The 23407-nt window shown below is 34.8% G+C and carries 17 protein-coding genes and 1 rRNA gene; 14 read left to right on the forward strand and 4 right to left on the reverse strand.

Features of this window, described 5'->3' with window-relative positions; genetic code table 11:
* Positions 1 to 152: 152 nt before the first annotated feature.
* From E5D58_RS14510 to E5D58_RS14560, 11 genes are all read left to right on the forward strand, one after another.
* A complete protein-coding gene (locus E5D58_RS14510; RefSeq protein ID WP_136483028.1) occupies positions 153 to 2381 on the forward strand; it encodes a M1 family metallopeptidase in 2229 nt (742 codons plus the stop codon).
* A gap of 141 nt (positions 2382 to 2522) precedes the next feature.
* On the forward strand, positions 2523 to 2858 hold the full coding sequence (locus E5D58_RS14515) for a PID-CTERM protein-sorting domain-containing protein (protein WP_136483030.1): 336 nt from the start codon (positions 2523 to 2525) through the stop codon (positions 2856 to 2858).
* A 387-nt stretch (positions 2859 to 3245) separates the two neighbouring features.
* Positions 3246 to 4892, forward strand: a complete 1647-nt coding sequence (locus E5D58_RS14520) for a mechanosensitive ion channel family protein (RefSeq protein ID WP_136483032.1) — start codon at positions 3246 to 3248, stop codon at positions 4890 to 4892.
* A gap of 115 nt (positions 4893 to 5007) precedes the next feature.
* Positions 5008 to 6558: a DUF1254 domain-containing protein gene (locus E5D58_RS14525; RefSeq protein WP_136483034.1), complete on the forward strand. Its 1551-nt coding sequence runs from the start codon at positions 5008 to 5010 to the stop codon at positions 6556 to 6558.
* Positions 6559 to 6684: 126 nt separating this feature from the next.
* Entirely contained in the window at positions 6685 to 7362 is a 678-nt protein-coding gene (gene trmD / locus E5D58_RS14530) for a tRNA (guanosine(37)-N1)-methyltransferase TrmD (protein WP_136483036.1), read from the forward strand.
* Positions 7363 to 7497: 135 nt separating this feature from the next.
* A complete protein-coding gene (rplS, locus tag E5D58_RS14535) occupies positions 7498 to 7848 on the forward strand; it encodes a 50S ribosomal protein L19 (protein WP_136483038.1) in 351 nt (116 codons plus the stop codon).
* Positions 7849 to 8702: 854 nt separating this feature from the next.
* Positions 8703 to 10913 (forward strand): NADP-dependent isocitrate dehydrogenase, encoded by a 2211-nt coding sequence (locus E5D58_RS14540; protein ID WP_136483040.1) that lies wholly within the window; start codon positions 8703 to 8705, stop codon positions 10911 to 10913.
* Between the two features lie 132 nt (positions 10914 to 11045).
* Positions 11046 to 13418: a TonB-dependent receptor gene (locus E5D58_RS14545; protein ID WP_136483043.1), complete on the forward strand. Its 2373-nt coding sequence runs from the start codon at positions 11046 to 11048 to the stop codon at positions 13416 to 13418.
* 4 nt (positions 13419 to 13422) lie between these two features.
* The gene (locus tag E5D58_RS14550) at positions 13423 to 14241 is read left to right on the forward strand and encodes a DUF4249 domain-containing protein (RefSeq protein WP_136483045.1); all 819 of its coding nucleotides are present in this window, start codon (positions 13423 to 13425) and stop codon (positions 14239 to 14241) included.
* 110 nt (positions 14242 to 14351) lie between these two features.
* Positions 14352 to 15176 carry an N-acetylmuramic acid 6-phosphate etherase gene (murQ, locus tag E5D58_RS14555; protein WP_136483047.1) on the forward strand — a complete coding sequence of 275 codons (825 nt, stop codon included), beginning with the start codon at positions 14352 to 14354 and terminating at the stop codon, positions 15174 to 15176.
* On the forward strand, positions 15160 to 15396 hold the full coding sequence (locus E5D58_RS14560) for a DUF6095 family protein (RefSeq protein ID WP_136483049.1): 237 nt from the start codon (positions 15160 to 15162) through the stop codon (positions 15394 to 15396). The genes murQ and E5D58_RS14560 overlap by 17 nt, the downstream gene beginning before the upstream one ends.
* A 3-nt stretch (positions 15397 to 15399) precedes the next feature.
* Here E5D58_RS14560 and E5D58_RS14565 read toward each other — a convergent pair whose 3' ends face one another.
* Positions 15400 to 15900, reverse strand: a complete 501-nt coding sequence (locus E5D58_RS14565; RefSeq protein WP_136483051.1) for a hypothetical protein — start codon at positions 15898 to 15900, stop codon at positions 15400 to 15402.
* A gap of 93 nt (positions 15901 to 15993) precedes the next feature.
* Positions 15994 to 18432 (reverse strand): helix-turn-helix domain-containing protein, encoded by a 2439-nt coding sequence (locus E5D58_RS14570; RefSeq protein WP_136483053.1) that lies wholly within the window; start codon positions 18430 to 18432, stop codon positions 15994 to 15996.
* A 249-nt stretch (positions 18433 to 18681) separates the two neighbouring features.
* Here E5D58_RS14570 and E5D58_RS14575 point away from each other — a divergent pair, with 249 nt between their 5' ends.
* From E5D58_RS14575 to E5D58_RS14585, 3 genes are all read left to right on the forward strand, one after another.
* Positions 18682 to 19011: a nucleotide pyrophosphohydrolase gene (locus E5D58_RS14575; RefSeq protein ID WP_136483055.1), complete on the forward strand. Its 330-nt coding sequence runs from the start codon at positions 18682 to 18684 to the stop codon at positions 19009 to 19011.
* The gene (locus E5D58_RS14580; protein ID WP_136483057.1) at positions 19011 to 21200 is read left to right on the forward strand and encodes a DNA/RNA helicase domain-containing protein; all 2190 of its coding nucleotides are present in this window, start codon (positions 19011 to 19013) and stop codon (positions 21198 to 21200) included. The genes E5D58_RS14575 and E5D58_RS14580 overlap by 1 nt, the downstream gene beginning before the upstream one ends.
* 228 nt (positions 21201 to 21428) lie before the next feature.
* On the forward strand, positions 21429 to 21716 hold the full coding sequence (locus E5D58_RS14585) for a GIY-YIG nuclease family protein (protein ID WP_136483059.1): 288 nt from the start codon (positions 21429 to 21431) through the stop codon (positions 21714 to 21716).
* Between the two features lie 148 nt (positions 21717 to 21864).
* On the opposite strand, the gene E5D58_RS14590 is transcribed toward E5D58_RS14585, so the two are convergent.
* Both E5D58_RS14590 and rrf read right to left on the reverse strand, forming a co-directional pair.
* Positions 21865 to 23202, reverse strand: coding sequence for an exonuclease domain-containing protein (locus E5D58_RS14590; protein ID WP_136483061.1), 1338 nt, complete (start codon positions 23200 to 23202; stop codon positions 21865 to 21867).
* Between the two features lie 122 nt (positions 23203 to 23324).
* Positions 23325 to 23407, reverse strand: a 5S ribosomal RNA gene (gene rrf / locus E5D58_RS14595); the annotation flags it as partial.

The raw sequence follows: 23407 nt of genomic DNA on the forward strand, positions 1-23407 counted from the left end.
AATACAGAACCCATCTACTTAAACCAACTAATTATAGACGATTTATGAGATTTTAAAAATTGATAATCTTTGCATAACACATATCACGAATTTAACAATAAAACCTACTAATATTTAGTATCTTGTGCATGACTAACTCAAATGATTAACGCATGCAACGGATTTTTTTCTTAACCGTCACTCTCTTTTATTTTTCTTTTTTAAACGCCCAAACCAAACCTTGGCAAGGAAAGTTTGAACCAATAGACCGCATGATTACTCCGCCTAATAATTACAGAACCGCAAGCGGAGCGCCAAGTAAGGCTTATTGGCAACAAAGAGCCGACTACAAAATAAAAGCAAGCATTAATGAAATAACGAATGTACTTAAAGGCGAGGAAACTATTACTTACTACAACAACTCGCCAGACGATTTGACCTATGTATGGATCCAACTAGATCAAAACGTTAATAAAAATGGAAATGAAGATTTTGGGGATTTTAGAAATCAAATGAAAGACTCAATAAATACAAGACAAATGCAGTTTTTAACTAGAGCATTAGACTTTCCAGCTGGATATAGTATAGACTATGTAAAAAATAATAGACAAGAGAATTTAAAAACGCATGTAAACAATACCTTGATGAAGGTTAAACTTAGCGAAGTTCTTAAATCTGGTGCATCCACTACGCTCTCCATAGCTTGGTCTTACCCTATTACGGACAGAAGTCTTTTCAGACTCTCAAGAGAAGGTTACGAATACTTCCCAGAGGATGACAATCGGGTTTATCTAGTGGCCCACTGGTTCCCTAGAATGGCAGTTTATAATGATACCGAAGGTTGGCAAAATCAACAATTTCAAAAATTAGGAGAATTTGCTTTAGAGTTTGGTAACTATGAGGTCGAAATTACAGTTCCAAAAGATCACATTATTGCGGCTACTGGCCGTTTACAAAATAGCAAGGAAGTTCTTAACAAAACGCAACTAAAACGACTCGATCAAGCAAACCTTTCTTTTGAAAAACCTGTTATGATTATTACCCAAGACGAAGCTATTGAAAATGAAAAAACGAAAGCAAAAGGTGTTAAAACTTGGAAATTTAGAGCTGAAAATGTAAGAGACTTTTCATTTGCATCTTCAAGAAAGTTTTTATGGGATGCCCAGGCAGTTAAACTACCCACACATACTGTTATGGCTATGTCGTTTTATCCTAAAGAAGGTTTACCTGTTTGGAGCGAGGAATCAACCAAAGCCATAAAGCAAGCTTTAGAAGTTTACTCTGAAGCTACCTTTGAATACCCGTACCCCGTGGCTATTTCCGTAAACACATCTAACGTAGGTATCGAATTCCCCATGATTAGTTTTAACGGAGGACGCCCCATAAATGGTAAAATATCAGACCGCGCCAAGCAACAGGTGATTAGTACCATAATTCATGAAGTTGGACACAATTGGTTTCCCATGATTGTGAGTTCTGATGAACGCAAATGGATGTGGATGGATGAAGGTCTAAATACTTTTTTACACCAAAGAACCATTGCCGAACGTTATCCTGGATTTAATAGCGTAACTCCAGAAACGGTTGTTCCTTTTATGAGCGGTGATAAAAATGTTATACGCCCCATCATGACAACTTCCGACAATGATTTATTTAACCAATTCGGTTATAACTTCTATTACAAACCAACTGTTGGATTACAAATGCTTAGAAACTCCATCATTGGAAAAGAGTTATTCGATGAAGCCTTTAAAGAATATGCCAATCGCTGGAAGTACAAACATCCTAATCCAGCAGATTTTTTTAGAACACTGGAGGATGCCACGGCTGCGGACTTAGATTGGTTTTATAGAGGTTGGTTTTTTACCACCGACCATGTTGACCTGGAGATAAGTCAAGTGAAATGGTTTCAAATTAATGAAGAAACCACCAATATTGAAGAGCAAAAAAGTACAGATCAGATTAAAGTGGGTAACGACCAAGCCACTGTCAATAAAGAAGAGACCGATTTTTCCAATGGGCCAGAAATGATTAATATGATAACCACTCCCGATCGTGCTTATGGGCAGTTCCTTTCAAGATTAGACGACACGGAAATGCGCAAAGCACTTTCTGGAAAACAGATTTACGAAGTAAAAATAAAAAATAAAGGCGGGCTTGTTATGCCAGTTGTTATTGAGTGGTTATTTAAAGATGGAACCAAAGAAATTGATAGACTTCCAGCCGAAATTTGGCGTAAAAATGAATATGAGATTACAAAAACATTTATAAAAGAAAAAGAGGTAATACAGGTAAACCTTGATCCTAATTTAGAATTTGCCGACACGAACAAAAGCAACAACAGTTTTCCTAAACCTGATAACGAATCTGAGTTTGATACTTTCAAGAAATCCAAAAAATAAATTTTATCATGAAAAAAAACCAATCATAATCAACTAATAACTAACCATTTAAAGAAAAAAAACATAACTTAGTCGACTTTATTTTAAATTTAAAAAGGCAACAACGATATTGTTTTATTAATAATAAAACCAACAAAAAACATGAGGGGAAGATTTAATTTTAAAACATTAACTATATTCACAGCTACTTTGATGTTTTCATTAAACATTAATGCTCAGGGTCAAGGCCTAGGTTCAGATAATGGTGCATCCATAGTGCATTCTGCGAATGTCAACAACAATGGAAACAATGGAAAAGCTGGAGAAGGAAATAATGGTAACGGTGTTGGAAACATGCCATTTGGAAATCAAGGAAGTAATAATAACCCAAATGGTAGAACGGGCACAAGAGGCGCCTCGATCCCATTAGATGGAGGTTTAAGCATCTTAGTTTTAGCTGCCGCTGCTTTTGGCGTTAAAAAATTGCGAAATAAATAATCGCAGACTGTCAATTAAACATTATCAAAAGGCCTTTCATCAAGGTCTTTTTTAGTTAAAATCCATGATAAATCATGGATTTTAACTATTCACAACCAACTCAACTAATGAACTTGCTTAATCTTTTTAACTAAGTCTTAATCTTCTATGTAAACTTAACACTTATTTTTCATAAATTTTTATTTATATTTTTTATGGAAACCATAATAATAGTTTATAATTAATTCGAAACTAAAAAACACCTGTTACCTAAACCAAATAGAATTTAATGAACAAAAATCTAAAAATTCATATCTTAGAGCTTACTGAAGACTACTATATCTGGTAAAGCTTTTGTAGGTCATTCTGAAATAGAGGTTCAATTTCACCCACCAATTAATTTAAACTATGCCAATAAAAAGAATTGTTTCCCTTCTGTTAATACTCCCTTTTTTAGTTGGTGCCCAGGACACCTTGAACACAAAACATGTAAAAACTACACCAGTAATCTTGCATAAAGACACCCTGTTCTTTTTACAATCAAATGTTTTAAACTATCCGCTAGAAGTAAGAGCGCAAGAAGCATCGGCAAGACTAGAACGGCTCACCAAAACTTACAATCCTTTAACAGACAGCCTCTGGCTGCAACATGATAAGGGTTTTTCAAAAATCATGTTGAATAACCAATTTGCATTAATAACAACCTCTCAAGATGCTGAAACAGCTGATACAAATATTGAAGCCTTGGCCGAAATGAGGTTACAAGCTATAGTAAAGGCCTTAAACCAAGAAAAAGGTTTAAGTCCAAAAGAATGGGCTATGAGGATAGCTTACTTCTTAGGTTCTTTAATACTACTAATTGTATACATTAAACTCATCAATTGGTTTTTTAAGAAAATTGATGTGAGACTATCAAAAGTAGAACGCAACTTTTTAAAGAAGAAGAAAAATATTCTAAAGTATTTTATACCAAGAGATACGGCCAACATTTTTGTTTTTCTATCAAAAATTGCTCGAATAGCAATTATAATTATTTCCTTATTTTTTTATGCCCCATTTATGTTTAGCTTTTTTCCTTGGGCTGAAAATGTGGTGAAATTATTTTATGGATACATTGCCAAACCAGTTAAATTTATCTTTTTCGGGTTTATAGATTTTATTCCATCGCTTTTCTTTATTTTAATTATTGCTTATGTTGCAAGATATGTAGTTCGTGTTATCAATGAAATTGCTAAAGATGTGGAACGCGAACATTTTACAATTAAAAATTTCCATAAAGATTGGGCAAGACCTACCGGAAAAATTTTAGGTCTTTTAATTTATGCCTTGGCTTTAATTTTAATATTTCCCTATCTACCTGGATCCGGATCCTCTGCTTTTCAAGGTGTTTCTATTTTTATTGGTGCATTAATATCCTTTGGTTCTACATCGGCCATTGCTAATATTATTGCAGGCATTGTGATTACTTACATGCGCCCATTTCAATTAGGAGACCGTGTCATGGTAGACAATATAGTAGGGGACGTTATTGAAAAAACTATTCTGGTAACACGATTGAGAACCACGAAACAAGAAGATGTCACTATTCCCAATGCTAAAATTTTGGTTGGTACCATAGTCAATTATTCGAATGAGGAGAATAAAATTTTAATCCTTCATACAACCATTACACTGGGTTATGACCTGCCATGGGAAACAGCCAACAAGCTATTACTAAAAGCAGCCTCAAATACTCCAATGATTGAAAAAGAACCTGCTCCGTTTGTATTACAAACAAGTTTAGATGATTATTATGTGTCTTATGAACTTAATGCCTACACACTCCAACCAAAAAAAATGCCACTTATATATTCTGAAATGCATAAAAACATTTTAACGGTTTTTAACGATGCGGGTGTCGAAATACTCTCGCCAAGCTATGTAGCTGCAAGAGATGGTAGTTTAACGACGGTACCAAGCCAATTAAAGCCTGAAGACAAATCGCCATTAAATAAAATTATAGACCATTTAACAGGGCAAAACCAACAAATAACGAAAACCGATAGCAAAAAATAATACCATATATTCGTAAGCCATATGCATTACTACATTTTTTTCTAGTTTTATATTGAAATTTAGAGTCGCATTAATTTACATAAATCACGTTTAATAAAAATACATACAGCAAAATATGAAGAATAAAAAAACCTTTTTTAGTCTAATCCTATCGGGGATTGTTTTTTTTAACTGCAGCGAAAAAGCAGATGCGCCAGAAGGTCAAAGTATTGAGGCCACTCCTGTTGTGAAAAAAATGAAAATGACTACAGACATTCCTGATGGCATTAAAAGTCCAAATAACATTATATCCAAACAATTGGGAGAGCTTAATTTCTTTGACGGCGTTCCCGAACCTAAAACGGCAGAAAAGGTCTATGACTATCTCGATTTAGTAAATGCCATAGATGCTTATACAAAAGGCATTCACATAGCCTCAATGGAAGCCATGAAAAAAGGCATTTTATCTTTTGGCCCAGCCAATTCCACAGCCTTAATTTTCGAAGAGCTTATGGATTCTAAGGCATTATTTTTAACCGCTAATACCACATCCGTTTATATGACCTCATGGTTAGAACTTGGTAATGAGCCTATGGTTATAGAAACCCCACCGGATGTATTAGGTATTATTGATGACCATTACTTCAAATATGTAGCAGATTTTGGAAGACTCGGACCAGATCGTTCTAAAGGTGGAAAATTCCTTATTCTACCGCCAAACTACAAGGGTAATATTCCCGATGGCTACTTTGTATCCCAAGCTCAAACTTACGGCCACTGGGTTATTTGGAGAGGTTTTCAAAAAGACGGCGATCCACAGCCAGCTGTTTTAGCTACAAAAAACACCTTTAAAATATATCCGCTCTCTCAAAAGGATAATCCTCCTAAAATGAATTTTGTAAATGTTTCTGGTAAAACATTTAACACAATTCATAAAATGGACGAAAGAATTTATGATGAAATCAATGATGTTATTCAAGCTGAGCCTGCCATTGGAGAGAATGCCGAAATATTAGGAAGCCTTGCAGCTATTGGCATAAAAAAAGGAGAAGATTTCAATCCAGACGAAAGAATGCGAAACATATTAAAAGAAGCTTCAAAAATTGGTAGTGCCATTGTACGAACACAAATGGCTAAACCAAGAAGTGAATACCTCTATAAGTTTCCAAATACACAATGGCTAAATCCACTGGCATACAAAAGTTATTTATTCGAGCATGAAGGTGTTCGATTATTAGATGCCCGCAGCGCATTTCATTTCTATGCGACGGGGATTACGCCAGCCATGTCAATGAAAATCATTGGGAAAGGCTCTCAATATGCCATTGCTTATTCCGACAAAGATGGTAATACATTTGATGGCAGTAAAACATATAAATTTCATGTGCCTACCAACCCTCCTATGAAAGACTTTTGGTCCTTTACGATTTACGACAATCAAACACGCTCGATGCTACAAACCGACCAACAATTCCCTGGCATCGATAATAATAAAAACGGATTAGTTCAAAATGAAGATGGTAGTTGGGACATCTATATTGGTCCAGAGCCGGTTAAAGGCTTTGAGCAAAATTGGATTCAAACCATTCCTGGTAAAGGCTGGAATACCATTTTTAGGCTCTATGGGCCTTTGGAACCTTGGTTTGCAGGAGAATGGTACCCCTCAGACGCTGAGGAGGTAAAATAAAGTACATTAACAACAAGGGCATAGATGTGCCCTTGTTTCTTTTTAAGATAACAATAGTTACTAAAAATAATTACGGTGATTACTTCCCAAACAATTCATCTATCTTTGCGGCATTAAATTGTCTTTATGCGCATAGATATTATTACTGTACTTCCAGAACTCTTAAAAAGTCCTTTTGAAGCCTCTATTTTAAAGCGTGCTATTGAAGCTGGCTTGGTAGATATTCACTTTCATAATTTACGCGATTACACCACGGATAAATATAAATCTATTGACGACACGCAATTTGGTGGTGGTGCCGGTATGGTTATGATGGTAGAACCCATAGATAAATGCATCTCGGCATTAAAAGCTAAGCGCCATTACGACGAGGTAATTTATATGACACCCGATGGCGAAACTTTAAACCAAGGTATCGCTAATCAATTATCATTAAAAGAAAATATAATTATTCTTTGTGGCCATTATAAAGGTGTGGATCAACGGGTACGAGACCATTTTATAACAAAAGAAATCTCTATTGGAGATTATGTTTTGTCAGGCGGTGAATTGGGAGCTGCGGTATTATGTGATGCAGTCATTAGACTCATCCCTGGGGTACTGGGTAATGAAACCTCTGCCCTAACCGATTCTTTTCAAGACAATTTATTAGCCCCTCCTATTTACACAAAACCAAGAGACTACAAAGGCATGAAAGTTCCAGAATTACTTTTTAGCGGAAATTTTCCCAAAATAGAAAAATGGCGTGAAGAACAAGCTTATAAACGAACTAAGGAGCGTCGCCCAGATTTGCTAGATGAATAAAATAATAGAAAGAAACTTTTAAGCTTTTAAGTTTCAACTTTTAAGTTTTTATGTATATTTGCACCCAATTTCGGGTTAACCTCTGGCGAGAATCGTGAATGTTGTTCTGAATCAATCATTATTAAATTTAAAGATATGGAATCTTTAGTAAAATTTGTACAAGACGAATTTGTAACAAGAAAAGAATTACCAGAATTTGCTGCTGGTGACACTATTACTGTTTATTACGAAATTAAAGAGGGTAATAAAACACGTACTCAGTTTTTTAGAGGTACAGTAATTCAAAGAAGAGGGTCTGGAACATCAGAGACTTTTACGATTAGAAAAATGTCGGGATCTATTGGTGTAGAACGTATTTTCCCAATTAACTTACCAGCATTACAAAAAATTGAAGTTAACAAACGTGGTAAAGTACGTAGAGCTAGAATTTACTACTTTAGAGGTCTAACTGGTAAAAAAGCCAGAATTACTGAGCGTAGACGTTAATAATAATATTTCTGCAATCGCAGTAGCCAAGAGCCTTGAGAATTCTCAAGGCTCTTTTTATTAACAAAAGTTAATAACTCAAGTTCATAACTAGTTAATATCTAGATCTTTGAAAAATTTGATTTTTTCAAATTTGGTTCTATATTAGCAATAGAAATACTGACAACGTCATAGTTGGTTTCGTCTCAACAGCGAATTAACAAGATTTCTAAATAAGGTAACGTTCTTTACATAATTGTTTTTTGAGGTTATTTTGCATCACGTGTATGCGTTGATAAGTAAAAAACCATGACATTATAAAATGTTGTATATGTGTTAGCAGATATAGCATGATATAATGAAAAGCTTAAAAAATTATAAAAGCGAAAGCTTTTATAATAATGCAAGCAATGCGATTAATAATTTAGACACGAAAGTGAATAAAGGTTTAAAAGCATCAAGAAAAACAATAACGAAACGTTTTTATGATAAGTCAATACATTTTGAAAATCAAAAAAATGTTTCATTGAAATAACAACACTTGAACCGAAAGTTTAAATGAAAATTTTAAATGCATTTGGTAGACATATCAAATAGGTCACGTTAAGTTATTTCGAGAAAGCCATGTCAACGGAGATTAAATTCTGCAGTGATATGGCTTTTGTTATTTTGTAACTTCTTCATCAATTTGTTACACTTTTCTCATCTACAGTTTACTTTTTTAGCATTATTATAAATCTATTATGTTAAAACACTTTCATTATAGTAATGAACCTAAATAAGCATGTAATTTTGTATATTCGCATCGCTAAAATTCAAGCCTTTCTTTTTGAATGATTTAGTAGTTTAATAATTCTTTAAAAAAACCGACACGAATGTCTAAAATTATTTATACAAAAACTGACGAAGCTCCAGCATTAGCAACACGTTCGCTACTTCCAATTGTTAAGGCCTTTGTTAAATCTTCAGGTATTAATATTGAAACTAAAGATATTTCTTTAGCCGCTAGAATTCTGGCTGTTTTCCCTGATTTTTTAACCGAAGAACAACAAGTTTCTGACGATTTAACAATTCTTGGTGAGCTAGCAAAAAAACCAGAAGCTAATATTGTAAAATTACCTAACATTAGTGCTTCCATCCCACAATTAAAAGGGGCTATTAAAGAATTACAAAATCTAGGATATAAAATCCCTGATTACCCTAATGAGCCTGGAAATGCTTCAGAAAAAGACATCAAAGAGCGCTACGATAAAATTAAAGGAAGTGCTGTAAACCCTGTATTAAGAGAGGGTAATAGTGATAGACGTGCACCTAAAGCAGTTAAAAACTATGCCAAAAAGAACCCACATGCTATGGGGGCTTGGACAGCCAATTCTAAATCGCATGTAGCAACTATGGCAGATGGTGATTTTGCTCATAACGAAAAATCATATACCCTTCCCGAAGCTACAAGTGTAACTATTAAACATACAAGTGCAAATGGAACAACTACAGTTTTAAAAGAGAGTTTTGATTTGCTTAAGGGAGAAATTATTGATGCCACGGTAATGAATAAAAAAGCGTTATTAAGCTTTTTAGAAACACAGGTTGAAGATGCTAAAGCCAACGGTATACTGTTTTCTCTGCACATGAAGGGTACCATGATGAAAGTTAGCGACCCTATTATTTTTGGTCATGCCGTTAAGGTGTTTTTCAAAGATGTATTTAGTAAACATGGTGCTACCATTGAAAAATTAGGAGTTAACGTAAACTCTGGTTTGGGTAACCTTTTAGAGCGTATACAAGAATTACCTGAAGCTAAACGAAAAGAAATTGAAGCCGACATAAACGCTACTTATAAAAACGGTCCTTCAATAGCTATGGTAAATTCCGATAAAGGCATTACCAACTTACATGTACCAAGTGATGTTATTATTGATGCTTCCATGCCTGCTATGATTCGTACATCTGGAAAAATGTGGAATGCCGAAGGTGAATTGCAAGACACCAAAGCTGTGATTCCAGATAGCAGCTATGCTGGGGTTTATGCTGCTACCATCGATTTTTGTAAAAAACATGGTGCTTTCGATCCAACTACTATGGGAACCGTTCCCAATGTTGGACTAATGGCAAAAAAAGCGGAAGAGTATGGTTCTCATGATAAAACGTTTGAAATCTCTTCAAATGGTATCGTAGAAGTTATTGATGCTAACGGCAATACGATTTTAGAACATAACGTTGAAGAAGGTGATATTTGGAGGATGTGCCAAACTAAAGATGCACCAGTTCAGGATTGGGTTAAATTAGCGGTGACTAGAGCTAGAGCTTCAGAAACTCCTGCTGTATTTTGGTTAGATGAGAATAGAGCTCATGATGCCGAATTAATTAAAAAGGTAAATACATACTTAAAAGACCATGATACTGCTGGATTAGATTTAAGAATCTTATCACCTATTGATGCTACTGTATTTACATGCGAACGTATCATTAAAGGTCTTGACACCATCTCTGTTTCAGGAAATGTGTTACGTGATTATTTAACGGACCTATTCCCTATTTTGGAAGTTGGAACTAGCGCAAAAATGTTATCTATTGTACCATTAATGAACGGTGGTGGCTTATTCGAAACTGGTGCCGGAGGATCTGCCCCTAAGCACGTTCAACAGCTTCTTGAAGAAAACCACTTACGTTGGGATTCTTTGGGTGAATTTTTAGCCTTAGCAGTGTCTCTAGAGCATTTTAGTCAGGTAAACAATAATGCTAAAGCTAAAGTTTTAGGGGAAGCTTTAGATAATGCAACCGAAACGCTTTTAGAAAACCGAAAAGGCCCTTCTAGAAAAGCAGGTGAATTAGATAACCGCGGAAGTCATTTTTATTTAGCCTATTATTGGGCACAAGAACTTGCTAAACAAAATAAAGACCAAGATTTGAAAGCTGAATTCTCTGTGCTGGCACAAAAACTTGCTGAAAATGAAGATACGATTGTTAACGAGCTTAACAGCATTCAAGGCAGCCCTACCAATATTGGCGGTTATTATGACCCAAAAGAATCTCTTGCTAATGATGTTATGCGTCCCAGCAAGACTTTCAATAGTATTATAGACTAGTTTAATAACTCTATAGAATATTCATATTACTTATATTATAAAAGCTCCCGCTATTGGGGGCTTTTTTCATACTTTTACCTAAAAGAAAATGGCCTTAAGCTAACCAAGGCTTAATAAAAGAAAAATAATTGCATGAAAAACTTTTATGGCTGGCTTGTAATGGCATTATGCTGTGGGCTATTTACCAGTGCTCAAGAAAAATACACTATAAGCGGTACCATCTCAGAAGAGCAAAGTAATGAAACTTTAATTGGTGTAAATATTATCTTTCCAGAGATTCAAGCAGGTGCAACTACCAATGAATATGGTTTCTACTCTATTACTATACCTGAAGGTAGTTATAAAATGATTATAAGCTACCTAGGGTTTACCTCTGTTTCTGAAACCATTGAACTAAGAGGTAATATTGTAAAAAACTTTAGCTTATCTGAAGCCGTTGAAAGCTTAGACGCGGTTGTTATTACTGAAGATGTTGAACGTCTCAATATAAAGAAACCTCAAATGAGTGTGAATAAGCTAAGCGCTAGTACTATAAAAGAAATTCCTGTGGTACTAGGAGAAGCCGATATCATAAAAGCGATTACCCTTTTACCTGGTGTTACCACGGCAGGCGAAGGTGCTTCGGGGTTTAATGTAAGGGGGGGTGCAGCCGACCAAAACTTAATTTTGCTTGATGAAGCTACTATTTACAATTCATCTCATCTTTTTGGTTTCTTCTCGGTATTTAATCCAGATGCTATTAAAGACTTAAAGTTATATAAAGGAGGAATCCCTGCTAGATATGGTGGTAGAGTGTCGTCCGTTTTAGATATTTACCAGAAAGAAGGAAATAATAGAAAATTCCGAATGAATGGCGGCATTGGGTTAGTCTCTAGCAGATTATTATTAGAAGGCCCCATTAAAAAAGAAAAAGGCTCCTTCTTATTGGGAGGAAGATCGAGTTATGCCCATTTGTTTTTACCAATTTTTGACATCTCCAGTATTGCCTATTTTTACGATTTAAACACAAAATTAAGCTACAAACTTAATGAGAGAAACAACATTTACTTATCGGGATATTTCGGTAGAGACGTGTTTAGAATTCAAGATAGCTTTGAGAACTCTTATGGAAATGCCGTTTTTAACTTTAGATGGAACCATTTGTTTTCCGATAAGCTATTCTCAAACCTTTCATTAATTTATTCTGATTATGACTACGATTTAAAATTAAACTTCGTTGAATTTGATTGGATGTCTGGAATACGTAATTTTAATCTTAAATATGACCTAAAGCATTACATTAGTCAAAAAATAAAACTACAATATGGGGTAAACAGTATTTATCACAAGTTTAATCCTGGTGATATTAAACCTACTACCCCAACATCTGGTATTAACCCATTTAAGCTTACGGATAAATATGCTTTTGAAAATGCTCTTTATATTGATGTAGAACATAATCTATCGGACAAAATAGCGCTATCCTATGGTTTACGTTTTAGTACCTTCCATAGGTTGGGACAAGATGAATTGAATATTTATACCAACGACCAGGCGGTACTATTTAATGATGACTTTCAGATTTATGAAAAAGCCGATCCTATTGGGGTTGAAACTTTTAAAAGAAGTGATGTTATCGCTAGCTTTTCAAACTTAGAACCGCGTGCAGCAGTGTCTTATCAGCTCAATTCAGAAAGCTCAGTAAAAGCAAGCTATAATAGAATGAGCCAATACTTACATTTATTATCAAACACAAATTCGCCTACCCCCTTAGATATTTGGACACCCAGTGGAAAGTATATTAAACCGCAACTACTGGATCAATATGCTGTAGGATATTTTAAAAATTTTAGTAACAACAAATACTCTTTAGAGTTAGAGACTTTTTATAAAAACGTTCAAAATAGAATAGACTATATAGATGGTGCCGATTTAATTGCGAATAATGCTATTGAACAAGTTATTTTAAATGGGCGCATGCGTTCCTACGGTTTGGAAATGTTATTAAGAAAAAATGAAGGGCGTTTTAAGGGTTGGGTAGCCTATACCTTATCGAAAGCCGAACAACAAACTCCAGGAAGAACACCTAATGAAACAGGTATAAATAATGGGCAATGGTACCGTGCAGCCTTCGATAAAACGCATGACATATCCTTTACCGGCAGTTATGACTTTAATGATAAATGGAAATTAAATACAAACTTCCTGTTTCAAACTGGGCAACCGGCAAACTTCCCCAATGGGCAATTCGAATATAATGGCCTTAGAGTACCCAACTTTGGAAGCAGAAATGCCAGTAGATTACCTGCCTATCATAGATTGGATATTGCTTTAAACTATACACCTAAACCCAAGAAAAAAACGGGATGGCAAAGTTATTGGGTTTTCGGTATTTATAATGTCTACAATAGAAGAAATGCTGCTTCCATTTCCTTTGCCCAAAATCAAGAAACAGGTATGAATGAAGCCCTGAGGTTATCCATATTTGGTATTGTACCCTCTATTTCATATAATTTCAAACTATAGTTTTATGAGAAAAATAGCCCATATATTATTGATAGGTTTACTCCTCGTTACATCTTGTGAAGATGTGATTGACGTAGACCTTGATACGGCGCAACCAAGATTGGTTATAGATGCTTCCTTAAGATGGATTAAAGGAACCGATGGCAGCTCTCAAGTTATTAAACTAACGCAAACGGCTCCTTTTTTCGATAATGACATTCCCCCTGCAAGTGGAGCACAGGTTACAGTAACAGATGATAAGAATAATACCTTTAACTTTATTGAAGAAAATAATTCTGGTTTATATAAAAACGATAACTTCATTCCAGAAATTGGTGGCGTATTCAATCTCAGCATCGTTTATAATAATGAAACTTATGTTGGGACAGAAACGATGCAATCTGTGGTTCCTATCGACAGGGTGGAACAAAAAAATGATGGTGGCTTTTCTGGCGAGGATATTGAACTAAAGTTTTATTACACGGACCCAGCTGGAGTTGAAAATTTCTACTTATTTGAATTTTTAGTCACTAATAGAAGCCTATTAACTTTAGAAGTATACGACGATGAATTTACAGATGGTAATGAAATATTCGGATTCTATTCTGATGAAGACTTAAAGTCTGGTGACGAACTGGTGGTAACAAATTCGGGGATTAGCCGTAGAACATATGATTTTACAAACATTCTACTTCAGCAAACAGCTGATAACTCCGGTGGCCCTTTTGAAACACAACCTGCTACAGTAAGAGGTAATTGTGTAAACCAAACAAATCCAGATAATTATCCACTAGGCTATTTTAGAGTTACTGAGACCGATGTATATAACTATACCGTTCAATAATTTTAGCGCTTTTAAGAAGTTTTAACATCTTAAACTACTGCTCTATAAATAGCTATGAGGAACCTAACTAAAAAAGATAGTTACCTCAAAATTTTGTGTATTTTTGGATCATGAGTTTCATTAAAACCACCGAACAAGATTCTTACTACAGCCATCTGGAAAACATGTCTGTTTCAGAATTACTCCAAAACATAAACAAAGAGGACAAAACAGTTCCCGATGCTGTTAAAAAAGAGTTACCAAGTATTGAAGCATTAGTGCATCAAATTGTTGATAAACTCAAAAATGGTGGTCGCCTATTTTATATGGGCGCAGGTACTAGCGGACGTTTAGGTATCGTAGATGCTTCAGAATGCCCACCAACCTTTGGTGTTTCTCACAACTTAGTTATTGGCCTTATTGCAGGAGGAGATTCTGCCATAAGAAAAGCTGTAGAATTTGCAGAAGATTCTACCACTCAAGGTTGGGAAGATTTGCAGAAATATCATATTACTTCAAAAGATGTTGTTGTAGGTATTGCTGCTTCTGGAACTACGCCTTATGTTATTTCAGCACTTGAAAAATGTAATGAGAATAATATTGTTACGGGTTGTATTACCTGTAATTTAAACAGTCCGTTAGCTAAGGTATCCCAATACCCCATAGAGGTTGTTGTAGGTCCTGAATTTGTAACAGGGAGTTCGAGAATGAAAGCTGGCACCGCTCAAAAGCTTGTTCTCAATATGATAACAACATCGACCATGATTCAACTTGGGCATGTTAAAGGCAACAAAATGGTAGATATGCAACTAAGTAACAACAAACTAGTTGATAGAGGTGCTAAAATGATTATGAAAGAAATTCAAGTATCAGAAGATAAAGCGCTTGAATTATTGAACCAGTATAAAAGCGTTAGAAACGCTATTAAAAATTATAATAATGACACAAGAAAATAAGACCGACAAAAAAATACTCTTTAAAGGGATAAAAACTCTAGTATTTGCATTACTCAGTCTTTTTATGGGACCTATTCTGCTGAGCTTTGCCTTTAGCAAGCCAGATGACAAACTTTATATTCCGCTATTAGTTATTGGGTGTGCAATTTCTGCCATGGCAGTAATTATGATGTTCAAAGGCATTAGAACCATTATGAATAGTATGTTCAAAAAAAAGTAGTTTTTACTTAGAGGAAACCTCCTTTGGTGTTGTTGGATTATACCCAAATTCATCATCTTGAACTACAATACCTAAACTATCAAAAATATAGTTAATAATGGCATAATGATGAATCGTATGGCTATTAGCCTGCGCCAATAAAGCTCCGTAAGTATAAGTAATATCTGTTTTTCCTAAGCCCAAATCATCCCTAACTATAATGGCTTCATCTATTTTAAAAGCTGTTACCCTAAGTTTAGCAGTAATCTCATTTAAATACTCCTGTGCACATCTACAATCGGTTTCCACATGCTTATTCCGGCTTCTTGCAGTTAAATCTACTCTATTCTCGTCATCCATTTTAAAAATGCAGTCGTAAAAATCTAGAATATGCCGCATATGAGAGCCAATACTTGAATAATAAGGTGACACTGAAGTATCACATAATTGTTCATTACATAGATTGTCTAATAATATCTGAGATTTCTGAAGTGTTTTAAGTGTAGATTGGATGATTACATTCATGGACACTAATTTAATTAAATAATTTAAATATTAAAGGCAACCGTTTATTAGTCTTAGTCCATACAAATCCTTACACACCTCATTTAAGCTGGTTTATCTTTTTAACGCATCAAGTACTAACCGTATTTCGGCATAGCTATACTTTTCATCTAGTTGATGCTTTAAGTCCGATAAGTTTTCAAATGTTTTTTTGGGAATTAAACGCTTTAGTTCCTCATAATGCGTATCAGGCATCAAATCGGTAATTGTCACCTCTCCAGACGCCATAAAACTCGCTAAATGAGTTATAATAGTATTAGCATTTAGTTCCCTAGAATCTGCAATCTCCTGTACCGATTTCCCCGATTGAAACAAGGCTAACGATTCCTTTTTAGTATCACCCTTTTGGCGCTTAGGCTTTTTAGGCGTATCAAAAATTTCCGCTTCGGCGGATGTTTCAATATCGTGTTCCTCACAATACGCGCGAATCACTTTTAAAATAGCAGCCCCATATTTCTCCACTCGGGTTTTGCCCATACCATTTACTTCAAGCAATTCTGCCTTATTCGTTGGCAAGGTTTCACACATTTCATAAAGTGACTTTTGCGTAAATATCTGAAAATGCACCAGACCTTTTTCCGCTGCTATATCATTCCGTAAAATCCTTAGCTTCTCAAACAACTCCACATTACTTGTGCCCTCAATAACCGCCTTTCTAGGTTTCTTAGGCTTTTCTTTACCAGAAAACACAGATTTAGCCCGCAATTCTAAAAATTGCTTCGCGCTAAAACCATCCGTTAAACCTTTAAAATAAAGCACTTTTACAGTTAGTAAGTCTTCGAAAGCATCTAAGTTTTTTGTAATGTCACCACCAACCGCTTGGTTATCGGTAGTAAATGCAAAGGTTTTTAAAGGCGCTAAAATCTTAGTATCGGTCTCCGTTTTAAAATAGGTAATGCCCTTTTTAAATCGTTCCTGTATCGTTGCACTTGCTTCTGGTAAACCATCAGCTTCAGCAAGTTGTTTTAACTGGGCGTTAAACCCATTCGCCACTTTTAAAAAATTGGTAACCATATCTTTAATAGGTAAAAACGTCTCTTCAATCTTCCCTTCAACTACGGTTCTATTTTTATAATACACATCTAAAATTCTATTTAACGGATATAAAAACCCATAAAAATCAAACACCTCCGCAATCAAATCCAACTGAAACTGCGTCCGCGAATCCTCTAAAACTTTCTTATCTGGCGAATGCTCCTCTGCTTGTTCATTAAACTGCCTCACATTCCCATCACTAATAATCTGGCTAGAATGTATCTTACTTTTAAGCACCAGTCCTTCTAGAGATTTACATCTACTCAGCGCTACGTAAGTTTGCCCATGCGCAAACGCACCAGCAGCATCAATAATGGCTTTTTCAAAAGTTAAGCCCTGGCTTTTATGTATGGTAATACTCCACGCCAAACGCAACGGCATTTGGGTATAACTCCCTATTTTCTCCTCCGTAATTGCTTTGGTTTCAGGGTCTACACTATAGGTAATATTCTCCCAAATTTCGGGTGTTACATTAATATTAAAATCATCGTCAGGACAATGCACCACCACTTCGTCTCGATTCAATAAAATCACTTTTCCAATCTTCCCGTTAAAATAGCGTTTCGCAGGATCGCTATCATTTTTTACAAACATCACTTGAGCGCCCACCTTCAACTCCAAATGCGCATCATTTGGGTACGCATACTCGGGGAATTTGCCATCAATCTCAGCATTATACGTATAAGGTTTAGTAGTTAATTTCCCCAACTCCGCTTTATTTACAGCCTCCGCTTTGTTATTATGCGTTGTTAAACTAATATAGCCGGCATCAGGCTCGGGGGTAAAATCTGGAATAAACCGTTTGTTTAAGTCCGCAGCGGCAACATCCGTTAATGTATTAGTTCTAATGGCATTTAAAATATCAATAAACTTAGGGTTTTCCTGCCTATATATATGTTTCAACTCAATAGTAATCGCGTTACATTCAGCAAACGCCTTACTACTAAAAAAGAAACCATTAGCATACACATGCTTCAACAAGTCCCACTCCTGCTCTTTAATCACGGGGCTAAGCTGTTGTAAATCGCCAATCATTAATACCTGCCCACCCCCAAACACCTTGTTACGGTTTCTAAAACGGCGTAAGGTGCGATCAATCCCATCCAGCAAATCGGCTCGCACCATACTAATTTCGTCAATAACCAGCAGGTCCATGCTCTTTATAATATTAATCTTGGTCTTGCTAAACTTACGGTTAAAACCCTTGTTGGCATTCAAATCGGTATCCGGTAAAATAGGGCCAAAAGGCATCTGAAAAAACGAATGTATGGTCACCCCCTTCGCATTAATCGCCGCCACACCCGTAGGCGCCACCACCACAAGGCGTTTTAAACTATGCATCTTCAAACGGTGCAAAAACGTCGTCTTCCCCGTTCCCGCCTTACCCGTCAAAAAAATCGAGCGGTTCGTATTATTCACAAACGCCCACGCCAAATCCAGCTCCCTATTCTCAGTCATTAAATACTTACAATTTAAAAAATGAAGATACTAATATTGCCTATTTATTTGAGCGGGTTTTTATAAAAAAATAAAAACCGCGGGTGCACGTCATTGCGAGGTACGAAGCAGTCTCTATAAACAATAAACAGATCGCTTCGCTAAAAGCTCGCGATGACGTAAATAATTTAAAAAAGTGCTACTATTATGATGAAGATTTTTATTTTTATAATTAAATCAGAAAAATGATTAATATTTAAACTTTTTTAAATGAGTGATTTCAGAATAGTAACAGATTTGCTTATCAAATTTAGAGATGAAAGAGAATGGAAGCAATTTCATAATTCGAAAGATTTAGCATTAGCTATTTCGATTGAAGCCGCTGAATTAAATGAGTTATTTTTATGGAAATCAAATGAGGATGTAGATAAAGAAAAATTAAAAGAAGAATTAGCTGACGTTTTTTCTTTTGCACTTCTTTTAGCAGAAAAGCATGATTTGGATGTTCTTGAAATTATAAAGAATAAAATAAAACTTAACGGCGAGAAATATACAGTTGCTAAATCTAAAGGTTCAGCAAAGAAATATAATCAACTATAATGGGTAATCAGGCTTTCAAAATTGAAAGACATAATTTTGATATTTCAAATATAGAAGCATTAGATAATCATTATGCCAATAACCTTTGGCCTATTGTATATTTATTAAGTGATGAGATAATTAAGGAAGCATATGTTGGTGAAACTACTGATGCGACGAATAGGCTAAAAACGCATTTAAAGAATAATAAAAAAAACAAGTTAACTACATTCAGACTAATAAGTAGTCAAAAATTTAATAAATCTGCCACCCTTGATATTGAATCCTTACTTATTAAATACATCTCGGGAGATGGAGAATATAAGTTACTCAATGGAAATTTAGGAATAGCAAACCATAATTATTACCAGAAAACAGAAATTTATTGGGATGTTTTTAAAAACATCTGGGATGGATTACGAAAAGAAGGCGTTGCAAAACATTCTTTGGGATATATCGATAATTCAGATTTATTTAAATATTCCCCTTATAAAAGTTTAACTGAAGAGCAAAAAAGGGGACTTTACTTGGTTATAGATAATTTATTAAATGATAAAATACATAATACTATAATTGAAGGTGGAGCTGGTACTGGAAAAACCATCCTAGCTGTATTTTTATTTAAACTTTTAAATTCTGAGAATAGTGATTTTAATTTTAGAGATTTTGGTGAAGATGAAATGGAACTAAAATTTAAAATAGACAAACTCAAAGAAAAATATCCAAAACCTAAAATGGCATTAGTTGTGCCGATGTCTTCGCTTAGAAACACCTTAAAAAAAGTTTTCAAAAATATCAAAGGACTAAAAGCAAGTATGGTAATAGGTCCTGCTGAACTTGCAAAATCTCATTTTGACATAGTTATTGTTGATGAATCTCATAGATTGAGAAGAAGAGTCAATTTAGGAGCTTATTTTGGAGCTTTTGATAAAATTAATGCCAAACTTAATTTAGATAAGTTTACAGGAACCGAATTGCATTGGATAGGTTTACAATGCACAAAATCAATATTGTTTTATGATGAAGGTCAATCTATAAAACCTTCCGATGTTTTGAAAAAAGATTTTGATAATCTTAAATTAAGAAATGACACAAAAATAGAGTACTTAGAATCTCAATTCAGAGTAAAAGGTGGTAATTCTTATGTGAAATATATTGATGATTTACTCAATTGTAATCTAGATAAAAGTCAAGAAATATATAAAGACAATAATTATGATTTTGTTTTATTTGATAATATAGATTCTTTCATAAGTGAAATTAAAATGAGAAATGAAGAATTTGGTTTATCACGTATGATTGCTGGGTATTCTTGGAAATGGATTTCTAATAAAGATGATAGTCTTTTAGATATTGAAATAGAAAATACTAAACTTAAATGGAACTCAACCAATATTGATTGGGTTAATTCACCAAATGCTATTGATGAAGTTGGTTGTATACACACAACGCAAGGATATGATTTGAATTACTCTGGAATCATATTTGGTCATGAAATTTCATATTCAAAAGAGAAAAATGAAATTATAATTAAGGAGGAAAATTATTATGACGCTAATGGAAAACAATCCATAAAAAATCCAAATGAATTAAAAGAATTTATAATTAATATTTACAAAACAATCCTACTAAGAGGAATAAAAGGAACCTATATCTATGTTTGTAACAAGGCATTACGAGAATATTTGGCGTCACATGTAGCTCCTCATGAATCTAACGCAAAACAGGATGAAACCTTAAATATTAGAATTGAAAACAGTCAATTTGAAAATAGCATTCCGTTTTATAATCTTAAAGCGTCAGCAGGCGATTTTAGTGAGCTACAAACTATAGATAATAACAAGTGGATAGCATTACCTGAACATGTTCGCTTTTCAGAAGATTATTTTGCTTGCACCGTTGTTGGAGAATCAATGAATAAAATTATACCAAATAATGCTATTTGTTTGTTTAAAAAATATCGTGGAGGTTCTAGAAATGGCAGAATAGTATTAGCTCAATCTACTGAAATTCAAGATAATGATTTTGGTTCTGGATATACGGTTAAAGAATACTCAAGTACTAAAAATTCGAATGGTGATACTTGGGAACACCAATCTATTATTTTAATGCCACAATCTCATGACAATAATTTTGAATCGATAATATTAGAAGAAGATAATTTAGATGACTTTAAAATAATTGGTGTTTTTGAAATGGTTTTGAAATAACGACATTTTATTGAAAAAATATGTGTTGTAAATAATCTACTTACTGAGCCTGAAAAGACTTTACTGAGCCTGAAAAAACTATTTAGTAAAACCTGTCACTGCGAGGCACGAAGCAGTCTCAAAAAGAGAAACGTAAATAATAATAAGATTGCGTCGTGCCTCGCCATGACATAGACAGATTGCTTCACTGCCTTCGCAATGACAGTAAAAACGCGATGATGTATAAACATGAAACCAGGATACATTTACATACTAACCAATAAAAACAATACCACACTTTATGTTGGTGTAACAGCCAATTTAAAAGAGCGTATCATTCAGCATAAAGAAAAGCATGATAAAAAATCGTTTTCAGCACGCTATAACTTAAATAAATTGGTGTATTACGAAACGTTTCAAATGATTGGCGATGCTATTGGCAGAGAAAAACAATTAAAAGCTGGAAACAGAGCCAAAAAAATAGCACTGATAGAAAGTATAAACCCAGAGTGGAAGGATTTGTATGATTCATTGTAACGTTTCCCCTCCATAACGTCATTGCGAACGCAGTGAAGCAATCTCATGAAAAGAAACATAAATAATAATCAAATTACGTCGTTCCTTCCGATTACAACAAAAGATCGCTTCGCTAAAGGCTCGCGATGACGGTTAAATTATTACAGTTTCACTTCTCAACCAATACCCGCCTAATAATCTTCTGCACATCACTATTATCCTGCTGCCATATTAAAAAGGCTTCAAAATCTTCGGTAGTGTTAATCTGTTCTGTTTTATCAATAAAACCATACCCCAAATAGGTGCCTTGTGCTATCATAATAAAAGCATCTTCATAATCATAACGTCCCTTTTGTTTTAAAATAACATCTTTTTTATACTGTTGCAGGCTTTCTAAAGCTTGTACAACACGTTGGTTATATATTTCTGGGAGTTCTTCATCTTTACAAACCCCATTACAGGTATGTATTCTAAAATGGTTACAACTAGCAACCGCTTCTTGTAAATGGCAATATTTAGGGCACAATTGAAACTGGCTGCAAATACGTTCTATCTCCTGCCTACATTCAGTAATGGAATCTAAAATTAAAACCGGGTTTGGTGACGCTTTAAGCGTATTATAGGCTATATGTACAATACCTTTTCTATCGGTATAACTAAAAATAGCATAGCGCTTCTTGGAGCGTTTTGCTGCTTGGTTATACTCGGGATAGTGTTTTTTTATCGCAGCATCCTCCATCAGTAGCGCAATCAATTCAGACCCCGAAAGTTCAAAATCGATATCGGCTGTTTCTCGGCACATCGCCAAAGATTTCTTCGTCTTACTATAAAAATGACTAAGTACACGTTTTTTTATGTCTTTAGCTTTTCCCACATAAATAATTTTCCCCTTTTTATTTTTAAAATAATACACCCCAGGCGTGTTGGGTAGAATATTAAAAACCGAAGTCGGTAAATGCGAAGGCAATGTGGCTTCTTTAGATGATTTTTTTAAGAAGTCGCTAAACACGGTTTCAGCATTGGTTGTATTGAGCAGCATCTCAAACAAAATAACAGTAGCCTCCGCGTCTCCCCTTGCGCGGTGTCGACCAACAATAGGTATATTTAAAGCCTTACATAGCTTCCCTAGGCTATACGATTTATGCCCAGGAATTAGTTTTCTAGCTAAGCGGATGGTACAGAGTTTTTTTCTGTTAAAATAAATCCCTACAGCCTTAAATTCATTACGAATGGCGTTATAATCGAAATTCACATTATGGGCTACAAAAATGCAGTTTTCGGTAAAAGTTAAAATATCTTTGGCTATTTCAGAAAACGTGGGTGCATGAGCTACCATGCCATTATCAATACCCGTAAGTGCTGTAATATATTCTGGAATGAGTATGCCCGGATCAATTAAAGCGGTATACTCATCGATAACTTGGGTGCCATCATATTTAAACATAGATATTTCGGTAAGCTTATTGCTTACCCCTGTGGTTTCAACATCTATAATGGTATACATCATATCAGAAGCGCCTTTATTTTTTTTAGAATATAAAGGTAAAAAAGATAATCCTTACAGTGGTAGCTTCCCAGTTCACTTAAGTGAAAAAAAAATCCTCAATCTAGCTTAGATTGAGGATTCAAAAAAGGCAGCGACCTACTCTTCCACAAGTGTAGTACCATCGGCGCTAATGGGCTTAACTTCTCTGTTCGGAATGGTAAGAGGT

It is taken from the genome of Cognatitamlana onchidii (assembly GCF_004804355.1).
GTDB lineage: Bacteria > Bacteroidota > Bacteroidia > Flavobacteriales > Flavobacteriaceae > Cognatitamlana > Cognatitamlana onchidii.

What these genes read in the sequence shown, in the direction of transcription:
- E5D58_RS14510 (WP_136483028.1), top strand. Translation starts at nt 153, where the DNA reads ATGCAACGGATTTTTTTCTTAACCGTCACTCTCTTTTATTTTTCTTTT.
- E5D58_RS14515 (WP_136483030.1), top strand. Translation starts at nt 2,523, where the DNA reads ATGAGGGGAAGATTTAATTTTAAAACATTAACTATATTCACAGCTACT.
- E5D58_RS14520 (WP_136483032.1), top strand. Translation starts at nt 3,246, where the DNA reads ATGCCAATAAAAAGAATTGTTTCCCTTCTGTTAATACTCCCTTTTTTA.
- E5D58_RS14525 (WP_136483034.1), top strand. Translation starts at nt 5,008, where the DNA reads ATGAAGAATAAAAAAACCTTTTTTAGTCTAATCCTATCGGGGATTGTT.
- trmD (WP_136483036.1), top strand. Translation starts at nt 6,685, where the DNA reads ATGCGCATAGATATTATTACTGTACTTCCAGAACTCTTAAAAAGTCCT.
- rplS (WP_136483038.1), top strand. Translation starts at nt 7,498, where the DNA reads ATGGAATCTTTAGTAAAATTTGTACAAGACGAATTTGTAACAAGAAAA.
- E5D58_RS14540 (WP_136483040.1), top strand. Translation starts at nt 8,703, where the DNA reads ATGTCTAAAATTATTTATACAAAAACTGACGAAGCTCCAGCATTAGCA.
- E5D58_RS14545 (WP_136483043.1), top strand. Translation starts at nt 11,046, where the DNA reads ATGAAAAACTTTTATGGCTGGCTTGTAATGGCATTATGCTGTGGGCTA.
- E5D58_RS14550 (WP_136483045.1), top strand. Translation starts at nt 13,423, where the DNA reads ATGAGAAAAATAGCCCATATATTATTGATAGGTTTACTCCTCGTTACA.
- murQ (WP_136483047.1), top strand. Translation starts at nt 14,352, where the DNA reads ATGAGTTTCATTAAAACCACCGAACAAGATTCTTACTACAGCCATCTG.
- E5D58_RS14560 (WP_136483049.1), top strand. Translation starts at nt 15,160, where the DNA reads ATGACACAAGAAAATAAGACCGACAAAAAAATACTCTTTAAAGGGATA.
- E5D58_RS14565 (WP_136483051.1), bottom strand. Translation starts at nt 15,900, where the DNA reads ATGAATGTAATCATCCAATCTACACTTAAAACACTTCAGAAATCTCAG.
- E5D58_RS14570 (WP_136483053.1), bottom strand. Translation starts at nt 18,432, where the DNA reads ATGACTGAGAATAGGGAGCTGGATTTGGCGTGGGCGTTTGTGAATAAT.
- E5D58_RS14575 (WP_136483055.1), top strand. Translation starts at nt 18,682, where the DNA reads ATGAGTGATTTCAGAATAGTAACAGATTTGCTTATCAAATTTAGAGAT.
- E5D58_RS14580 (WP_136483057.1), top strand. Translation starts at nt 19,011, where the DNA reads ATGGGTAATCAGGCTTTCAAAATTGAAAGACATAATTTTGATATTTCA.
- E5D58_RS14585 (WP_136483059.1), top strand. Translation starts at nt 21,429, where the DNA reads ATGAAACCAGGATACATTTACATACTAACCAATAAAAACAATACCACA.
- E5D58_RS14590 (WP_136483061.1), bottom strand. Translation starts at nt 23,202, where the DNA reads ATGATGTATACCATTATAGATGTTGAAACCACAGGGGTAAGCAATAAG.